The 18,351-nt window shown below is 66.2% G+C and carries 17 protein-coding genes; 2 read left to right on the top strand and 15 right to left on the bottom strand.

Annotated features, from left to right (window positions below; translation table 11 throughout):
• Positions 1-36 precede the first annotated feature (36 nt).
• The 8 genes from uxuA to C7455_RS01610 form a co-directional block, all read right to left on the bottom strand.
• Positions 37-1,236 carry a mannonate dehydratase gene (gene uxuA, locus C7455_RS01645; protein ID WP_109664594.1) on the bottom strand — a complete coding sequence of 400 codons (1,200 nt, stop codon included), beginning with the start codon at positions 1,234-1,236 and terminating at the stop codon, positions 37-39.
• A 3-nt stretch (positions 1,237-1,239) separates the two neighbouring features.
• Positions 1,240-2,319, bottom strand: a complete 1,080-nt coding sequence (locus C7455_RS01640; RefSeq protein WP_109664592.1) for an ABC transporter ATP-binding protein — start codon at positions 2,317-2,319, stop codon at positions 1,240-1,242.
• A gap of 37 nt (positions 2,320-2,356) precedes the next feature.
• Entirely contained in the window at positions 2,357-3,409 is a 1,053-nt protein-coding gene (locus C7455_RS01635) for a carbohydrate ABC transporter permease (protein WP_109664589.1), read from the bottom strand.
• Positions 3,402-4,454 (bottom strand): carbohydrate ABC transporter permease, encoded by a 1,053-nt coding sequence (locus C7455_RS01630; RefSeq protein WP_245904179.1) that lies wholly within the window; start codon positions 4,452-4,454, stop codon positions 3,402-3,404. The genes C7455_RS01635 and C7455_RS01630 overlap by 8 nt, the downstream gene beginning before the upstream one ends.
• Positions 4,455-4,458: 4 nt before the next feature.
• The gene (locus tag C7455_RS01625) at positions 4,459-5,724 is read right to left on the bottom strand and encodes an ABC transporter substrate-binding protein (protein WP_109664586.1); all 1,266 of its coding nucleotides are present in this window, start codon (positions 5,722-5,724) and stop codon (positions 4,459-4,461) included.
• Between the two features lie 69 nt (positions 5,725-5,793).
• Positions 5,794-6,858, bottom strand: coding sequence for a Gfo/Idh/MocA family protein (locus C7455_RS01620; protein WP_109664583.1), 1,065 nt, complete (start codon positions 6,856-6,858; stop codon positions 5,794-5,796).
• Positions 6,855-7,856, bottom strand: a complete 1,002-nt coding sequence (locus C7455_RS01615; RefSeq protein WP_211315423.1) for a Gfo/Idh/MocA family protein — start codon at positions 7,854-7,856, stop codon at positions 6,855-6,857. The genes C7455_RS01620 and C7455_RS01615 overlap by 4 nt, the downstream gene beginning before the upstream one ends.
• Positions 7,853-8,887 (bottom strand): Gfo/Idh/MocA family protein, encoded by a 1,035-nt coding sequence (locus tag C7455_RS01610; protein ID WP_245904178.1) that lies wholly within the window; start codon positions 8,885-8,887, stop codon positions 7,853-7,855. The genes C7455_RS01615 and C7455_RS01610 overlap by 4 nt, the downstream gene beginning before the upstream one ends.
• A 105-nt stretch (positions 8,888-8,992) precedes the next feature.
• Here C7455_RS01610 and C7455_RS01605 point away from each other — a divergent pair, with 105 nt between their 5' ends.
• Together C7455_RS01605 and C7455_RS01600 are read left to right on the top strand one after the other, a co-directional pair.
• The gene (locus tag C7455_RS01605) at positions 8,993-9,727 is read left to right on the top strand and encodes a GntR family transcriptional regulator (RefSeq protein WP_109664578.1); all 735 of its coding nucleotides are present in this window, start codon (positions 8,993-8,995) and stop codon (positions 9,725-9,727) included.
• A 58-nt stretch (positions 9,728-9,785) separates the two neighbouring features.
• Positions 9,786-10,529: an SDR family NAD(P)-dependent oxidoreductase gene (locus C7455_RS01600; protein ID WP_109664575.1), complete on the top strand. Its 744-nt coding sequence runs from the start codon at positions 9,786-9,788 to the stop codon at positions 10,527-10,529.
• Here C7455_RS01600 and C7455_RS01595 read toward each other — a convergent pair.
• The 7 genes from C7455_RS01595 to soxB all read right to left on the bottom strand — a co-directional run bounded on the left by C7455_RS01595 (position 10,517) and on the right by soxB (position 18,315).
• Positions 10,517-11,584, bottom strand: a complete 1,068-nt coding sequence (locus C7455_RS01595; RefSeq protein ID WP_109664574.1) for a YeeE/YedE family protein — start codon at positions 11,582-11,584, stop codon at positions 10,517-10,519. The genes C7455_RS01600 and C7455_RS01595 overlap by 13 nt on opposite strands.
• An 89-nt stretch (positions 11,585-11,673) precedes the next feature.
• A complete protein-coding gene (locus tag C7455_RS01590) occupies positions 11,674-12,105 on the bottom strand; it encodes a DUF302 domain-containing protein (protein ID WP_109666062.1) in 432 nt (143 codons plus the stop codon).
• Positions 12,106-12,173: 68 nt separating this feature from the next.
• The gene (locus C7455_RS01585) at positions 12,174-13,439 is read right to left on the bottom strand and encodes an NAD(P)/FAD-dependent oxidoreductase (protein WP_109664571.1); all 1,266 of its coding nucleotides are present in this window, start codon (positions 13,437-13,439) and stop codon (positions 12,174-12,176) included.
• A 79-nt stretch (positions 13,440-13,518) separates the two neighbouring features.
• Entirely contained in the window at positions 13,519-14,214 is a 696-nt protein-coding gene (locus C7455_RS01580; protein ID WP_109664568.1) for a c-type cytochrome, read from the bottom strand.
• Positions 14,211-15,323: a c-type cytochrome gene (locus C7455_RS01575; RefSeq protein WP_211315421.1), complete on the bottom strand. Its 1,113-nt coding sequence runs from the start codon at positions 15,321-15,323 to the stop codon at positions 14,211-14,213. The genes C7455_RS01580 and C7455_RS01575 overlap by 4 nt, the downstream gene beginning before the upstream one ends.
• Positions 15,307-16,581: a sulfite dehydrogenase gene (soxC, locus tag C7455_RS01570; protein ID WP_109664563.1), complete on the bottom strand. Its 1,275-nt coding sequence runs from the start codon at positions 16,579-16,581 to the stop codon at positions 15,307-15,309. Before soxC ends, C7455_RS01575 begins: the two co-directional genes overlap by 17 nt.
• A 39-nt stretch (positions 16,582-16,620) precedes the next feature.
• Complete coding sequence (gene soxB / locus C7455_RS01565) at positions 16,621-18,315, bottom strand: thiosulfohydrolase SoxB (protein WP_109664560.1); 1,695 nt, start codon at positions 18,313-18,315, stop codon at positions 16,621-16,623.
• Between the last annotated feature and the right edge of the window lie 36 nt (positions 18,316-18,351).

The following is an 18,351-nucleotide window of genomic DNA, read 5'->3' as shown; positions in this document are numbered from 1 at the left end:
GTGCGGTTCATGCGCCTGTCGGAGCGCCGACGGACGCTACACTTCCGCAACTGCCGCCATGACACCCCTAAGCTCGGCCAGTCCCCGCATCCGCCCGATCAGCGGGTAGCCCGGCATCATCGGCCGGTCGAGGTCGGCCAAGAGCGCATGGCCATGGTCGGGGCGCATGGGGATGATGGCATCCGCCCTGCCCTCGGCCTTGCGGCGGCGTTCCTCGGCGGACAGCGCGCGGATGGTGGCGACCATGTCGGTGTCGCCTGCCAGATGCGCGCTTTCGGTAAAGCTGCAGCGCCCGCCGCGCATCGGGCCGCGCAGCGTGTTGCGCAAATGGACGAAATGGATATGCGGGCCGAGCCGCTCGATGAAGGCCACCGGGTCGAAACTGGGGGCAACCCCCAGCGATCCTGTGCAGAAGGTGATGCCATTGGCCGGGCTGGGCAAGCGGGCCATGAGATCCGCGTAATCATCGAGCGTGGACATGATGCGCGGCAGGCCCAGCAGCGGGAAAGGCGGATCGTCGGGGTGGCAGCACAGCCTCAGCCCCAGCGCCTCGGCGGTCGGCACCACCTGTTCGAGGAAATCGGCAAGGTTCGCGCGCAGGCGGTCGGCGTCGATCCCGTCATAGCGGGCGAGCGCCGCGCGCACTTCGGTCAGACCCCAATGTTCCGCCGCCCCCGGCAGCCCCTTGAGGATGTTTTCCACCAGACGCGGCCCCAGATCGTCGGCCCCCCGGTCAAATCCCGCGCGGGCCTCGGCGCGCAGATCGTCGGGGTAATCGGCCATAGCTCCGGGACGCTCCAGCACATGCAGGTCGAAGATGGCGAAATCGAGCAGGTCGAAATGCATCGCCGTGCCGCCCCCCGGCACCGGGTGGTGCAGGTCGGTGCGGGTCCAGTCGAGCACGGGCATGAAATTGTAGCAGATCACCTCGATCCCGGCCCCGGCCAGATTGTGCAGGCTTTCGCGCCATGCTTCGACATGCGCGTGCCAATCCCCGGTCTGGGTCTTGATCGCCTCGGAGACCGGCAGGCTTTCCACCACATCCCATGTCAGGCCTGTCGGTGCACCCGGCGGCCCTTCGATCTCGAGCTTGCGCTTTGCGATCGCCTCGGGCGTCCAGACCTCGCCGGTGGGCACATGATGCAGCGCTGAGACGATACCCTGCGCACCCGTCTGGACGATCTCGGGGATCTTGATCTCGTCGCCGGGGCCGAACCAACGCCAGGTCTGCCGCATCTTTTACGCCTCCCGCAGGGTCAGGCCGGTGTCGCTGTCGAAGAGATGGATCTCTTCTTCGGGCGCGCCGACACGGATGGTATCGCCCAAGCCGATCCGGGTCTGGCCCGGGCTGTGGACGGTGATGGCACTGCCTGTCGCGGTCTGGCCGTAGACATAGCTTTCGCCGCCCAACTGCTCGACCGAGCGGACATGGACGGTAACAGGCCCATCGTCACTGGCGCACAGGTGATTGGGGCGGATGCCCAGCGTCACCTTTTCGCCCGCGCGTTGGGCAAAGCCCGTGACAGGCAGGCGCAGCGTCTCGCCGGTGTCCAGACGCATCAGCGTCCGGTCGTTTGTGTCGACCTGACCGGCGATGAAATTCATCTTGGGGCTGCCGATGAACCCCGCCACGAACAGGTTCGCGGGCGTGTTGTAAAGATCGAGCGGGCGGCCGAATTGTTCCAGCTTGCCAAGCCGCAGAACGGCGATCTTGTCGGCCATGGTCATGGCCTCGACCTGATCGTGGGTGACGTAGATCATCGTGTTTTCCAGACGCCGGTGCAGCGCCGCGATCTCGCCGCGCATGTCGACGCGCAACTCCGCATCAAGGTTCGAGAGCGGCTCGTCGAACAGGAACACACGCGGCTCGCGCACAACGGCGCGCCCGATGGCGACGCGCTGGCGCTGGCCGCCCGACAAGTCCTTGGGGCGGCGGTCGAGCAGTTGCTCGATCTGCAGCATGCGCGCCACCTCATCGACCTTGCGGGCAATCTCGGGCTTGGGCGTGTTGATGTTCTCCAGCCCGAAGGACAGGTTCTGGCGCACCGTCATATGCGGGTAGAGCGCGTAGGACTGGAACACCATCGCCAGCCCCCGGTCGGCGGCGGGGATGCGGTTCACGACCTCACCGCCGATGGCGATCTCGCCGCCCGAGATATCCTCGAGCCCCGAGATCATCCGCAGAAGCGTGGATTTCCCGCAGCCCGACGGGCCGACAAAGACGCAAAACTCGCCATGCGCGATGGACAGGTCGATGCCTTTGATGACCTCGGCCTGACCGTAGGCCTTGCGCACGTCCCTCAGTTCGATGGCGACCATGATCTATTTCCCCCCGTCGCTTTTTGATGCGCGGTTGTCATTTGCCACCCGTCGAAGCGATGCCGGTGGCGATGTATTTCTGCAAGAACATGAACACCATGGCGATGGGCAGAAGCGTCAGCACGGTCATCGCCAGCAGCGAGGACCATTGCGTCTGAAGCTCGCCCTGAAACGAATTCAGCGCCAGTTGCAGGGTGAAGTTTTCGGATTGGGTCAGCACGATCAGCGGCCACAAGAAATCATTCCAGCGCCACATGATCGCAAGGATGGCAAGCACCGCGATGGCAGGCGCGGACAGCGGCAAGATGATGCGCCAGTAGATCTTCCACTCCGATGCCTTGTCCATCCGCGCGGCATCCAGGATCTCGTCGGGGATGGTCAACATGTATTGGCGCAGCAAGAACACCCCCGTGGGCGTGGCCGCACCCGGGATGATGACGCCCCACAAGCTGTTGAACATGCCCAGTTCGGATACGATCAGGAACAAAGGCACAAGAACCACCGTCTGCGGGATCATCAGCGTGCCGATGACCAGAAGCAAAACGACCGTCCGCCCCCGGAAGCGGTACTTTGACAGCGCGAAAGCGGCCATGGAGTTGGTCAAGAGCATGATCAGCGTGGCCATGACCGTGATGAAGGTCGAGTTCCAGAAATAGAGCAGGAAGTTGAAGCGCCCGAAGAGGTCGGAATAGTTCTCGGTCGCAAGCGAGAAGCGCTCCAGCCGCTCGTAATCACGGATCGAGACCTGCAACCGCTCCTCGGGGTTCGCGGGGTCGATCATCTGCGCCTGCAGCCCCACACGGCGCAGTTGCGCAAGGATCATGCCTTCATGCTCGCCGCCGGTTATGCGGAACAGCGGCAAGGGGTCAGCGTGGCCGTCGAGCGTGATGGTCTGCTGCTGGTAGGGCAGAAAGGTGGGCGGGTAGCGCTGCAGGTCGGCCTCGGTCTTGAAGGAAGACAGCACCAGCCAGACCACGGGAAAGAACATCAAGAAGACGCCAAGGAAAAGGTAGCCGTAGCTGGCCCAATCAGTCCAGTGCAGGCGGGCGCCCCCACGGGTGGCGGTCAGGAACTCCCATGTCCTACCCATCGACGCTCTTTCTATTGACCCAGAGCTGCACCAGCGTCAGCACCACCAGCACGAAGGCAACCAGAAGGGACGCAGCCGCCGACAGGCCGAACAGGCGCGGGGAGCCCGCAAATCCTTCCTCGTAGATATACTGGATGATGAAGGTGGTGGCGGTGCCCGGGCCGCCGCCGGTGAAGGCATAGACCTCGTCGAAGGTCTGCACGCCCTTGATCAGGGCCAACACCAGAACGACCAGCATCGTGGGCGCAAGCAGCGGCAGCGTGATGCGGCGAAACGCGCGCCAGGGGCTGGCGCGGTCCATGGTGGCGGCCTCGTAGACATCGCGGGGGATGGCTTGCAGTCCCGCCAGCAGGATCAGGGTGTAGAACCCCATATGCGCCCAGACCGACAGGAACACCGACCAGGCAAAGGCCCATTGCGCATCGACCAGCCAGTTGTAGCCGCCGATGCCCGCCCAATCGAGGAAAGCGTTCAGAACGCCGTTCCTCTGCAACATCCATTTCCAGATCAGTGCCACCACGACCGGCGAAAGCAGCACGGGGAAGAAGAACACCGACCGGAAAAAGCCCCGCGCGCGGATCTTGCCGTTCAGCACGATGGCGGTGAGCAGCGAAAACCCCACCATGATGCCGACCTGAAGCGTCACGAACCACAACGTGTTCCACACCGCGCGCCAGAACTTGTCCTCGCGGCAGGTGTTGGGGTCGAGGTGGTTGGCGCAATCCAGGAGCCGCTCGAAATTGCCCATGCCGATCTGCGGGCGGTCGGCCAGCATGACATTGGCCCCGCCCGTCGTGGCATAGGCCACGTTCAGGATGACGGGCAGAAAGGCGAAAAGCCCGAACAACAGCAGGTTCGGCGCAAGGAACACCCAGGCCAGCCGGTTGATCCCCAAGAGCCGCTGCAGCGCGATCATCGGGATCTCGACCAGCCGCATCACTGGCGAAATCAGGCGCAGGGCAAACCCGTCGCCTGCGCCTCGCAGCGCCGTCATCTCAGGGGGTGGGGCGGGCGCGGTTGCGCCCTGCCCCTTGGTCTCGGCCACGCCCTTACTGCGCGTCGGCCAGCGCCGCCTCGAGGTCGGCGGCCATCCGGGCCACCGCATCCTCGACGCTCAGCTCGCCCACGATGGCTTGGCTGACACGTTCAGCGGTGATGCCGAACATAGCGCGGTTGTTGGCATAGCCCTGATAGCGGAAGGCCGACGGGGCCACATCTGCCAGATCGGCAGCAAAGGCCGACAAGGCGGCCGCGGCGGCAGGCGATGCGCCCTCGAACTCCACGCCCGCTTGTGCCACGCCCAGATGCGCGGGCAGGTTGCGGGTGCGCGCCGTCACTTCTGCGTAGATGTCTTCCTGCGCAAGGAAGTCGATCACGGCCGCGACCACCTCGGGATGCTGGGTCGCGCTGAAGCCGACGATGCCCGCGCCGCCCGGCATGCCCGAACACACGCCCGCCGGACCGCAGGGGCTGCCCACGACCTGCCAGTCGAAGAGGTCGCCGACCGTGCTGTCCATCCGGCCCACCTGCCAGCTGCCGGAGTAGTAGAACACCAGTTCGCCGTTGATGAATTCCTGCGCCGCGTCCTGATAGGTCGCGCCTCCCTGCCCGGCCCAGACATCGCGCGCCATGGTGCCGTCATTGTTCCATTCGACGAATTGCGCGGTGAAGGCGGCAAAGCCCTCGTCCGACAGGGTCGGCGTGCCGTCCTCGGCCACGATGGCCGCACCATAGCTGATCGCGGGACCGGCAAAGCGGTGGCCGGTGCGGTCGATGGCCATGGGGAAGGGCGTCTCGGTCGCGGCGGCGACGCTGCGCGCGGCCTCGGCCCAGTCGTCCCAGGTGGCATCCGCGCCCGGCATCTCGACGCCCGCTTGCTCGAAGAGGGTGGCGTTGACGAAGGCGCCGGTGATGGTCAGCTGGCTGTGCATGCCGTTGATGGCATCGCCGCCCGCGGCCCCCCGATACCAGCCCAGCGTGTCGCCGAAAGACGCCTCCCAATAGGCGCGGTCGATGTAAGGTGCCAGATCGAGGTAGTACTGCGACAACCCGCCAAGGTCCGTGACCTTGGCGATATCCGGCCCGCTGCCAGCGGCCAGCTGGATCGGCAGGTTCTCGAGGATCGCCTGATAGGGCACCACGTCCACGATCACGTCGACGCCGGGGTTGGCGGCCTCGAAGCGGGTCAGCACGTCGTCGTAGACCTCGCATTCATTGCCGTCCGAATAGCACATGAAGCGGATTTCCTGCGCCATCGCGGGCGCGGCAAGGCCTAGGGCCAGCGCGGTGGTTCCAAGCAGTTTAAGATGGGTCATTCCAGTTTCCTCCCTAAGGTATTGGATCGTCTTGGTCGTCGTCTGTCATCCGGCCCTCGCCCCCGCGCCTCAAGGCGTCTTGTCGGGCAGCCAGCCTTGGTAGAACTCTGCGTCATGGGGCAAGGGCAAGGCAACCTCCTTGCCCGCGCGTGCCGCGGCGTAAACGGCTGTCACAAGCTCGATGGAGCGGCGGCCGCAGGCCAGCGTCACCTCGCGCCCCGCGCGCCCGTCGAGGGCATCCGCGATGGCCTCCAGATATCCCGCGAAACCCGATTTCGGTGCGGGCAGACCGGCGAGGATGGCATCGACGGGCGGCTGTTTCGACGGATCGCGGGCGCTGAAGGTCCACGGCCCGTCGGCGGGCGCATAGGGCAGATCGCCGGAGGTGGCGGTCAGATGTTCGAACACAAGGCGCAGGCGCGTGGCGTCGCCCGCAGCCCCCAGCGTGACGGAGGAGGTTGCCAACGCGCCGCTATCGAAGCGGATGGCGATGGCCGCGCAATCCTCGGTCTCGATGGGATTGATGCGGGTGGCGACCTGCGCGCTGACGCCTGCAGGGTTGCCGAAATAGCGGCACAGAAGGTCGTGGTTGTGGATCGCATGGCCCAGAACCGCGCCGCCGCGTTCGCCCGCCCAAGTGCCGCGCCATGGCACGGCGTAGTAGTTCGCGCCGCGGTTCCAATGGGTTTCGAGCGCGGCCACCTGGGGCCTGCCAACCAGCCCCGCCGCGCTCAGCGCATCGAGCGCGGCCGTGCCGGGGCCGTAGCGATACTGGAAGACGGGGAAGATGCGCTTGCCGCATGTGTGCTCGGCCCCGGCCAGCACGTCACAGTCGGCGAGGGAGGGGGCGATGGGCTTTTCCAGCACCACGTGCTTGCCCGCCTGAAGCGCACGGACGGCCATGGGGACATGCAGGTGCGGCGGCAGGCAGATGTCGATCAGGGTCACGGCGGGATCGTCCAGCGCCTGCTCAACGGCGGTGCCGATCTGGATGCCGCTGTCGCCCGCCACCTCCGTCGCGCGGGCGGTGTCGAGGTCGATCAGCCAGCGCACATTGTAGCGGTCGGGAAGCGCGCGGTAGCCGGCCAGATGCTCGCGGCCGATCCCCGCCCCGATGATGGCAACGGCGATCATGCGCCCCCCTCGGCCATGGCCTGAGCCCTGAGGGCCAGTTCCATGACGGTGAAAGCATGCGCCTGCGGCATAGCGGTTTCGGTGCGGTCGCGGATATCGGCGATCAGCCGCGCGAAATAGGGCATGCCCGCGCCGGATGCGTCGATGACCTCGCAGCGGGTGCCGTTGACGAGGATCAGGTGATCGGTACCTGCCCGCCCGCACACATCGACGTATTTCCGCAGCTCGATATACCCTTCCGTCCCCAGAATCGTCAGCCGCCCGTCGCCCCATGTGGGCAGAGCATCGGGCGTGAACCAGTCGACGCGGATGTAGCCATGCCCGGTGCCCGAGCGCAGCGCGATCTCGCCGAAATCCTGCAAACCCGGATCACCCGGATGGGCGAGGTTCGCGGCAGTGGCCAGCGTGATCTCGGCCTCGGTCGAGCCGGTGAAGAACAGGAACTGGTCGATCTGATGCGACGCGATATCGGTCAGGATGCCGCCATAGGCGTCGCGGTCAAAGAACCAATTGGGCCGCGTCGCGCGGTTGAGCCGGTGGGGCCCGAGGCCCACGGTCTGCACCACGCGCCCGATCGCGCCCGCCGCCACCAGTTCGGCGGCTTTCGTGACGCTGGGAACCTCGAAGCGTTCCGAGAAATCGATCGACCAGATGCGCCCGGTCCTGGCTTGGGTCGCCCGGATTTCGGCCAGTTGCGCCAGCGTCGTGCAGCCGGGCTTGTCGGTCATCACGTCCTTGCCCGCCTCCATCGCGGCGGTGGCCCAACGGGCGCGGTCGCGCGGGATGCAGGAGATGCAGATCAGGTCGATCTCGGGGTCGTCGAGCAGGGTTTGGGCATCCACCACGCGCGGCACGTCGGGGAAGCGCTTGATAAAGCCGTCGAGCGGTTCGGGCGCGCCATCGGTCCACCAGCCGACAAACTCGGCCCCCTCGGCCATGAGGTTGGCGCTCATGCCGAAGATATGGCGGTGGTCGATGCCGATGGCAGCGAATTTCATGGAGCAACCTCGGTCACATGGCCCGTGCGGGCCGATTGGGTGATGGCGTCGATCAGCGCATGGGCGGCAAGGGCCGCCTGCCCCGTCACGAGAGGATCGCGGCCGGTGCGGATCGCCTCGGCGAAATCCTCGATGACGGCGCGGTGCCAATCATGGGTGAAGGCCATCGGGTCCGCGCCGCCGCCCGTGCCGGCCGCCGCGCCATGGGTCTCCACGCGGCCGTCGCGGTGGCTTACGGTCAGCACGCCCGCCTCCAGATGGAGCGAGGCGGCATCGAAATGCAGGCGGATCGATTCCGCCGCGCCGGGGAAACTGGCGGTCGATGCGGTGAGATGACCGACCGCGCCCGAGGCAAAGCGCAGGCCCGCGACGGCCACATCCTCGGCCTCCATCTTGTGAAAGCGCGTGGTGGCGGTCATCGCCTGAACTGTCGCCACAGGTCCGGTCAGCGACAGCGCAAGGTCGATGGTGTGGATCGCCTGTGAGATCAGCACCCCGCCGCCGTCGCGGGCATAGGTGCCGCGCCCCGGCTCATTGTAATAGGCTTGATCGCGCCACCATGGCACGGCGATCTCGGCCAGCCCCAGCCTGCCCAAACTTCCGCCCGCGACAAGTGCGGTGGCCGCGCGGGAGGCCGCGCGCATCCGGTGCTGGAACACGATACCGAGCGGCACCCCCGCTGCGGCACATTGATCCACCAGCGCCCGCGCCTCAGCCCCGTCGCGGGCGATGGGCTTCTCCATCAAGATGGGCTTTCTGGCAGCCAGAAGCGGCGCGATCAGGTCGGCGCGCGCATTGGGCGGCGTCAGCACGATGGCGAAATCGACGTCCGGATCGGCGGCAATGGCCTTGATGTCGGGATAGACCCGCGCGCCCTCGGGCTCCGCCAAGGCTTTGGCCCTGTCTGGATTGCGCGACCAGACGCCGTGCAAGCGAACGCCGGACCCGTCGCGCAACGCGGCTGTGTGCGTGGCAGCGACCATACCCGCCCCGATCAGCACGGCGTTCAATACGTGATCAGGCGCGGACACGGCAATGGCTCCCCCTTTGGCGCGGGCAGGTTGCGCAGCCCTGTGATGCGTTGTCAAGGAGCCAGTATACCGGTATACGGATTGATACACCCGCCCGGAGCCGACATGCCCCTTGCCGCCCGCCCCGACCCTGTCGCCGCCCTGCGCGTACCGCCGCTCGACCTTGCGCGCCCCGTGGCCGACCAGATCCATGCCGGGCTGAAATCGGCCATCCTGCGCGCCGACCTGCCGCCCGGCTGCCTGCTGTCGGAAACCGAGGTGGGCCAGCGCTTTGGCGCGAGCCGCACGCCGGTGCGCGACGCCTTTACCCGCTTGCGCGAGGATGGGTTGATCGTGACCTGGCCGTCGCGCGGAAGCTATGTCGCCGCGATCTCTGAGGCGGCCATCGTGCAGGCGCAATTCCTGCGCGAGGCGCTGGAAACCGCCTGTGTCGCGCGCCTCTGCGAGGTCGGTCTTGCGCCTGACGATGCCGCTACGCTCGAGGCCAACCTCGGCGATCAGGCCCGTGCCATTGCCAAGGGCGACACCGACGGCTTTCAACGCCTCGACGATGCCTTTCATGCCTGCATCGCGCGCGCCACGGGGTTTGAGCGTGCCGAAACGCTCTTGGTGCGCGAGAAATCGGCGCTGGATCGGCTGCGCATCCTGCCGCTGGCCGATGGGGCGCATATGGGGCGGCTGATGGACCAGCACCGCGCCATCCTGTCTGCAATCCTGTCGCGCGATGCGGATCGCGCAACGGCCGCGATGCGGGCGCATTTGCGCATGGTGCTTGGCACACTGGCCGATCTCAAGGCGCGGCACGCCGATCTGTTCGACAGCGGCCCCCCTTCGAATTGACACCGCCGCCCGCCCGCCGCAGGGTCGCGCGGGTTCAGACACGAGGGGAGTTTTCGATATGGCCGATCAAACGATTGCACTGGTCACCGGCGGCGCACAGGGCATCGGGCTTGCCTGTGCCGAGGCGCTTGCCGAAGACGGCTACAAGGTCATGCTGGCCGATGTGAAAGACAGCGTCCATGCGGCGGCCAAAGGCATCGGAGGGCGCGGCTTTGTGTGCGACGTGGCCGATGCCGGCGCGCTGATGGCCGTCTTCGACACCATCGAGGCCGAGGAAGGCCCGGTTGCAGCCCTTGTGAACAACGCAGGGATTGCCCGGCCCGGCGATTTCCTGAGCTACAGCCTGGAGGATTTCGACGCTGTGATCGGGTTGAACCTGCGCAGCGTCTTTGCCGCCACCCAGCGCGCGGCCAACGGCATGATCAAGGCGGGGATCAAGGGCGCAATCGTCAACATGTCGTCCATCAACGCGGTCGTGGCGATCCCCGCGATCCCGGCTTATTGCGCGTCAAAGGGCGGCGTGCAGCAATTGACCAAGGCCTCCGCACTGGCGCTGGCGCCGCATGGCATCCGCGTCAACGCGGTCGGGCCCGGCTCCATCGACACCGAGATGATGGCAGGCGTGAACGCCAGCCCCGAGGCCTTGGCGCGCGTGATGTCGCGCACGCCCATCGGGCGGGTCGGAACGGCGCGCGAGATCGGCGACGTGGTGGCCTTCTTGTGCTCGAGCAAATCCAGCTATGTCACCGGCGAAACGATATATGTCGATGGCGGACGGTTGGGGCTGAACTACACCGTCTGAGGCCCGCCCCGCGCGATCATGGCCATGACGCGGACGGTGGCCATGGCCCCGATCCACATGGCGAACAAGGCGAGCAGGGCGGTGGTCGAGAACACGGCCCCGCCCGACACACCCGCGCCGACCGCGCAGCCGCCCGCCAGCATCGCGCCAAAGCCCATCAAGACCGCGCCGACGAGGTATTTCTCCATCGGCGTGTCGGCACCGAAACGTTCCAGCTTCCATTCGCGGTAGGCGAGTGCCGCAGCTCCTGCCCCGACAAAGACGCCGGGCACCAGCCCGATGCCGAAGGACAAGACCACAGAGCGTTGCGTGACCAGCGCCATCAGCGTGTCGGTGGCAGGCCCGGTGAACGTGACGGAGGAGACCGGCACGATCTCGAAACTGCTGGCCGCGATCATCGCGGTAAAGGCCCAGCCCAGCGTGACCGCCAAACCGACGCCAAAGGCGCCCACGATGACTCCCAGGCTCAGGCCCCGGCGCCGCCCCAAGACCAACGCGCCCGCCAGCGCCAGCGCAGCAAGCGCCGTGGCGATGGCGGAGGTCAGGCCCAGACTGTCCAGAAGGCTCCGCCCCGCGCCGCCCGGCACAGTCCACAGCGCGGTCAGCGCCTCGCGCGCGGGCGCCAGCACACCTGTAAAGGAGGCTTGCGCCACCAGCGTCACGATCAACCCGGTGACCAGCGCGCGCAAGTTGCCCGTGGCCGACAGCACCAGCAGGCGCGAGGCGCAACCGCGCGCAAGGATCATGCCGATGCCGAACATCAAGCCGCCGATCACCGCGCCCGAGACCGAACCCTCGGCCGCCAGTTGCCGGGTGGAGGAGACGTCGAAAAGGCCTGACGCGATACCGCCCTGCGTCAGCATCAGCGTGGTGAAAAACACGATGAGCCAGATCGCGAGCTTGGGGCCGAACGCACCCTCGGCCACTTCGACCGTGGCCGCGCGCAGACAAAAGCGCGAGCGCTGCGCGGCCCAGCCGAACAACAGCCCTGTCAGCACGCCGGCACATGCCAGCACCACGGGTTCGCCCAAGCTCAACAACAGGTCTTCAAGCATCGCGCCATCCTTGGATCTGGGCAGAACCCTAGCAGTCCCGCGCGCGGGGTGCGTTGACCTGCATCAAGCAGGTATCGCCGCGGGTTATTTCAGTCGGCCATGGCCTCGAGGATGATGGCGTCCAGCAGCGCCTCGACCTCCTGCATCGGGCCGTCGGGATAGTCGCGGTGGCCGATCATCACCGCGCCGTCATGCTCGGCGATGAAGATGCCATAGGGGCAATGCACGAGGTTCATCAGGTCCGCCTCCATCACCCGGCGCGAGATGGCTGCCGAGCAGAAGAGAAAGATCTGCGCATTGTCGAACAGATCCTCGGTCGCGCCGACATCCGCGCCGGTGCGGTTGAGCATCTCTCCCACATGGCTGGTGTAGTCGATCACGAGGCCACGATTGATGATGGCATTCTCGATGGCGAAGCTCGCGTCATCGAATGTGCCGGGGTAGTCGAAGGTCACGGCATCCTGCGCCGTGGCCGTCAGGGGCGCGAGGGTGACGGAAAGACCGAGAAACAGGGCACGCATCATGGTCATGGAGTGTCCTTTGGGGTTGGGGCCCGCGGGCGGCGGATGTGCCGCCCGCGGGCCGGGGGTCAGACGAACATGTCCGTCGTGATGGCCTGATACCAATCAAGGCTTTCGCGGTAGGTCGCGGCGCGCGTCTCGGCATCCTCACCGGTCTGGCTGACGAAGCTGTCGACGCTGACGATGCCCTCGTCGCTGGCCTCGTAGGTGGCCCCGACCTTCACGCCATCATCGGTGTCGATCAGCGACCAGCAGGTGTTGGCATAGCGCGCCGGGAAGGCCCGCGATCCGGTCAGCGACGCAAGGATGGCATTGGCCGCCACCTTGGCCTGACTGTTGGCCGAGAAGCCCGATTTCGGCATCGCACCCTGCGCCGCCGCATCGCCCAGAACGGTGATGGCCGGGTCGATCCGGCTGGTCATGTCATAGGCCGAGACGGGCGCCCAGTTGCCATCGACGATATCGGCGGCAAAGGCAATCTGGCCCGCACGCTGGCCGGGGATGACGTTGCAGACATCCACGTTTTCCACCACGCCGTCGATGGTGACGGTCATGGCCTCAGCATCGACCTCGAAGCTCGATCCGCCCATGTCGGGGCCGATCCGCGTGACCATGCCCGAATAGTGGCGGTCCCATCCCTCTTCAAAGAGCGCCTGCTTGGAGAAGCTTTCCTTGGGATCGACAACCAGGATCTTGGCGGTCGGGTTGTTCTCGCGCAGGTAGTGGGCGACCATGGAGATCCGCTCGTAGGGACCGGGCGGGCAGCGGTAGGGATTGGGGGGGGCGACCATCGCGAAGGTGCCGCCTTGCGGCATGGCTTCGATCTGCGCGCGCAGGAGTTGCACCTGCGTCCCGCCCTTGTAGGCGTGCGGCATCCGGCCTTGGGCCGAGACCGACCAGCCCGGCACACTGCCATCGACGAAATCAATCCCCGGCGACAGCACCAGATGGTCGTAGGGCACCGACGGGCCACTGGCCAGCCGCACGGTCTTGGCGTCGCGGTCCACGCCCACGGCCCAGTCATGCACCACGTTGATCCCGTAGGTGGAGGCCAAGCCCCCATAGCCATGGGCAAGGTCATCGTAGTCGAAAAACCCGCCCAGATAGAGATTGCCGAAATAGCAGGTCTGGTAGATCCGCTGCGGCTCGATCAGGGTCACGTCGACCGCCCCTGCCCCGTCGCGGGCAAGATAGCGGGCCGCCGTCGCCCCGCCCGATCCGCCGCCGACCACGACCACGCGCGGCACGGATTGCGCGCGGGCGATCATCGGGGCCGCCAGCGAGCCCGCAAGGGCCGCCGATGTGCCCAGAAATACACGTCTGTTGATGGTCATGTCTTCCTCCCTTTTGCCCTTTTGGGCTTGTCTTGTGGCGCCGGTCCCGGTGGCGCCCTTTCCATGTCTGCCGAGCGCGTCAGTCGACAGTAGCGAAATAGGCCGCGAGCGCTGCGATCTCTTCATCGCCCAAGCGCCGCGAAACCGTATTCATGACCTGATGTTCGCGCGTTCCGTTGCGATACGCAACCATTCCGGCGACAAAGACCGACGGCGCCAGACCCCGGATCGAGGGGATATCGGCGCCCCCCGAAGCCTGATGGCAGGCGGTGCATTCATTGGCGAGGTATTCACCATAGGGCACATCGGCCGTAAGCGCTGTGATGGCAGCGACCTCGGGGTCGACGGCCAGCTCCTCGGTGGCGATGGCCGCGTCCGCGGGGCCGCCCGCCTCTTGCATATAGGCGATCAGATGCGCGCGGTCCGCCTCAGAGCGGATGCCGCGAAAGACCATGCGCGTGCCCGGAAAATACTCGCGCGGGCCCGCAAGAAAACGGTCGAGCGCCTCGACCGTCCAGGTGGCGCCTTCGGCACCGGCGGTGGCAAGATCGGCCGAAAATTCGTAGCCCGGCGAGGCCCCGATGGGGCGGGCCACCAGACCGTTGAGATGGGGTCCGACGCGGTGCACCGCGCCGTCCCCGATCATGTGGCAGGCCCGGCACGGGCGATACAGGGTCTCGCCCAGTGCCGGGTCGCCTTGGGCCAGCGCCGGGGAGGACGGCGCAGCCATTGCGGTCAGGAAAAGCGCGGCAAGACAGGCACCGGCTCTGCTCATTCTGCGTCGCCCCCCTCGGCCCGCATATAGGCGATCATCGCGGCCGCCTCTTCCTCGGAGCGCAACCCGCGGAAGGCCATCCGGTTGCCCGGCAAGAAGCCGCGCGGATCCATCAGATAGGCGGTTAGCGTCTCGTCGTCCCAGATCATGCCCGCGGCATTGGCTTCGGCGAAGGCGGGGGAGTAGCGGAACCCGTCATGCGACCCTACCGGCGCCCCGTAGGTGGCGTTGAGCATCGGGCCGGTGCGGTTCACCGCCCCTTCGCCGATCTGGTGGCACGAGGCGCATTGCCGCCACAGCCCCTCGCCCTGCGCGACAAGCGCCGGATCGGGACCAGCGGGCGCCTCTGCCTCGGCCACGGCCTCGGTCGCGGCAGGCTCCTCGACGGCGGCTTCCTCCTCGACCGGGGCCGAGGCGGGGGTCGGTGCGACCGCCTCAACCGCGGTTTCGGGCGTCACGTTCAGCACCATGGCATTGGCCGTGATCGAGACGCTTTCGGCACAGTTTTCCATGCAGGGCTCGCCGCTGAAAACTGTCAGTTCCGTGGTGGCGCGGTCATCCATGAAGAACGCATCCTCGTTGCGCAGCGGCACCTCGAGGAAGTTCTCGTTGGACAGTTCGAAGTCGTCGTCGACCATGTCGTTGAGATAGAGTAGATAGGCGGTGATGGCATAGACCTCGTCATCGCTCAGCGATTGCGCCGCGCCATAGGGCATCGCGCGATGCACATAGTCCCACACGGTCGAGAGATAGGGCCAATACGACCCGATCGTCTTGTGCGGGTCGTCGCCATCGAGCGTGCCGTAGCCGCCCGCCAGCACCGGCCAGCGCCCGACCGCCTCACCGAAATCGCCGTGACAGGCCGAGCAATAGTCGATGTAAAGCTCTTCGCCGGTGTAGACATCACCCGACCCGACGGGCAGGCCCTGGCCATCAGGGCGGATGTCGATATCCCAGGCCGCGATCTCTTCGGGGAGCGCCGCGCGGCCAAGGCCAAAGCCTCCGTCGCGCGACGGGGCGGGGTCATCGGCCAACGCAAGACCTGCGGACAGGGCGAGGATGGCGGTGGACAGGGTGAGGGATTTCATCATGTTAACCGACTTCGACATTTTCCGCCTGGCCCCCTTCGTTGATGGCCCAGGTCTGGATGCCATTGTTGTGATAGATCGAGTTGACGCCGCGCACGGCGCGCAGCTGGTCCTTGGTGGGCTGGACGTAACCGGTGCTGTCATGGGCCCGGCTTTGCAAGAGCAGCGGCCTGCCATCCCATTCGAATTCGAAGTAGAAGCGGTGCATCGACTTGTCGAGCGACGGCCCAGACATCCGCGCGCGGTGCCAGTTGATGCCGCCGTCCAGTGTAACGTCGACCCGCGGGATGGTGCCGCGACCCGACCATGCCACGCCGGTCAGCACCGTGGGACCGGGGCCATGGGTGATCGGCGCCTGCGGGCTGGGGTTGGTGATGACGGATTTGGCGTCCATCTCCCAGGTAAAGCGGCGCGCCTGTCCGTCGGCCAGAAGGTCGGTGTATTTCGACGTCTCTTCGCGGTGATGCCACGGCATGTCGCCGACCTCGATCCGGCGCAGCCACTTGACCCACATGTTGCCTTCCCAGCCGGGAACCACCAGACGCACCGGGTAGCCCTGTTCGGCGCGCAGACGCTCGCCGTTCATGTGGGTGGCGACCAGACAGTCGTCGAGTGCCTTTTCCATCGGGATGGACCGCGTCATGCCGCTGGCATCCGCGCCTTCGGCCAGCAGCCATGTGCCGTTGGTCTGCACCCCCGCCTCTTCCAGCAGCAGCCGCAGAGGCACGCCGGTGTAGACGACGTTGTGGATCATGCCATGGGTGAACTGCACCCCGTTGAGCTGCGCGCCGCGCCATTCCATGCCGGTATTGGCCGCGCATTCGAGGAAATAGGTCCGGTTCTCGCGCGGGAACCGCATAAGGTCGTCCATGGTGAAGACCATGGGCGTGTCGACCAGACCGTTGATCATCAGCCGGTGATCGGCCCAAGGAATGTCGGCCACGCCCGAATGGTGCCGTTCGAAACACAACCCGTTGGGGGTGATGATCCCCTCAAGCTCGTGCAGGGGCGTGAAGTTGATCGACGACACCGTATCGGCCGTCAGCCATTCCACATTGCGCCGGATCACATGCGCCTCATGCGGGGACGGCACGCCATAGGGTGCGTTGTCGACGCCGGGGCCAAGGTATTGCTGCCACGGCTGCAACTCGGTGATCGCCGGATCGGGCGAGGCCGCCTGCGCATGCACCAGCTTTCCGGTCGCGGCCGCGCCCGTGGCGACAGCCGCACCGGCAAGGAATTGCCGTCGGGATTGGGTGAATTTCGGGGTGTCGGTCATGGGTCGATACCTCTCCTGTCTCGCATTGGTCAGGGCGCGTCAGCCGCCGACCACGTCCACGGTGTTGTTGGGGTTCAGCGTCACGGTGCCCTGCGCGCGGATGTGGGCTTCAACCACATCCCAGATCGCGGGGCCTTCGGTGCCTTCGTTCACGCTGGCCCAGCCCGCGACGACATAATTGGTCGCGGGGTCCAGTTGCTCGCCGGTGGCCAGCAGCGTCATGTTGGTGATGCGGCTGCCTTGCGGCTGCGCCGGGTCGATCCGGTAGCCAAGGCCCCCCACCCGCACCATGTCGCCGCCTTGCTGGTAATAGGCGTCGGGGTTGAAGATGTTGGCTGCCACATCCTCGAGGATGGTGTGGAGCTGTTCGCCCGACATCTCGATCCGGTAGGCATTGGGATAGGTCATGGCGGTGACGTTGTAGATATCCTCGCGCGTGATGTCCTGACCGGGCAGGACCGCCGCACCCCAGCGGAAACCGGGGCTCAGCGCGATCTGCGCGTCGCGCTGCGAGATCAGCGCGTCGCAGATCACATCATCCCATGTGCCGTTGAAATTGCCCCGCCGGTAAAGCGACGCCCCCGAGGTGCCGATCACCTCGGACATCTCGGCGGCAAAAGGCGCGCGGGTCTCGGCCACCAATGCAGTCATCTCCGGGTCGGGCGCGATGACGTCCGAGAAGATCGGGATCAGCCGGTGCGTGATGCCGCGCATCGCGCCGTCCTGAACGTCCAGATCGACGCGTGAGATGAATTTGCCATGGCTGCCGCTTGCGATCAGGAAGGTGTTGTTGACCTGCACCGCTTCGGGCAGCGCGTCATGGGTGTGCCCGGTCAGGATCACGTCGATGCCCGGAATGTCGCGGGCGAATTGCCGGTCGACGTCAAAGCCGTTGTGCGACAGAAGCACGACCACCTCGGCGCCCGCCGCACGCACCTCCTGCACCACTTCGGCGATCCGCTCGCGGCGCAGGCCAAAGCTCAGTTCCGGAAACATCCAGCCGGGGTTGGCGATGGGCATATAGGGAAAGGCCTGACCGATCACGCCGATCGAGGTGCCGTTGCGCTCGAAGATCTTGTAGTCGTCATAGACCGGCTCGTCCCATTCGGCATCGAAGATGTTGGCGCCGAGGAAGGCCGGGTTGACATGGCTTTCGATCAACTCGTTCACACGAGCGGACCCCAGCGTGAATTCCCAATGAGAGGTCATCGCCTCGACGCCGAGCGCGTTGAAAAGCTGGACCATGTCCATGCCTTGCGTGCGCAAGGACGGCAGCGAGCCCTGCCACGTGTCGCCGCCATCGAGGATCAGCGCATGCGGGGCCTGTGCGCGGATCGCCTTGACCACGGTGGAAATACGGTCGAGCCCGCCCATGCGGCCATAGCTGCGCGCCATCGCCTCGAAATCGCTGTAGGTCAGCGCGTAATCCAGCGCGCTGCCCGCCTCGATCCCGAAACGCGCGCGGAACTCTGCGCCCACCAGATGCGGCGGCTGGCCCGCATGGATGCCCACGCCGATGTTGAATTCCGGCTCGCGGAAATAGATCGGCTGGGTCTGGGCGTGGATGTCGGTGATGTGGATCAGCGTCACGTTGCCCGGCCCGCCCTCGCCGATAAGCTGGTCCTGGCTCAGCGTCTGCTGGGCCGCCAGACGCGCCCAGTTGCCAAAGCCCGACGCGCCGTAAAGCGCCGAGGTGGCCAGCGCGGCCTGAACGAAGTGACGACGAGAGATCATGGGATCAACCTCAGATGGTATTCAGGAATTTGAATA

This window comes from Roseicyclus mahoneyensis (assembly GCF_003148775.1).
Taxonomy (GTDB): Bacteria; Pseudomonadota; Alphaproteobacteria; order Rhodobacterales; family Rhodobacteraceae; genus Roseicyclus; species Roseicyclus mahoneyensis.
The sequence above is the reverse complement of the archived record's forward strand: the minus strand, read 5'-3'. Positions and strand labels throughout refer to the sequence as shown.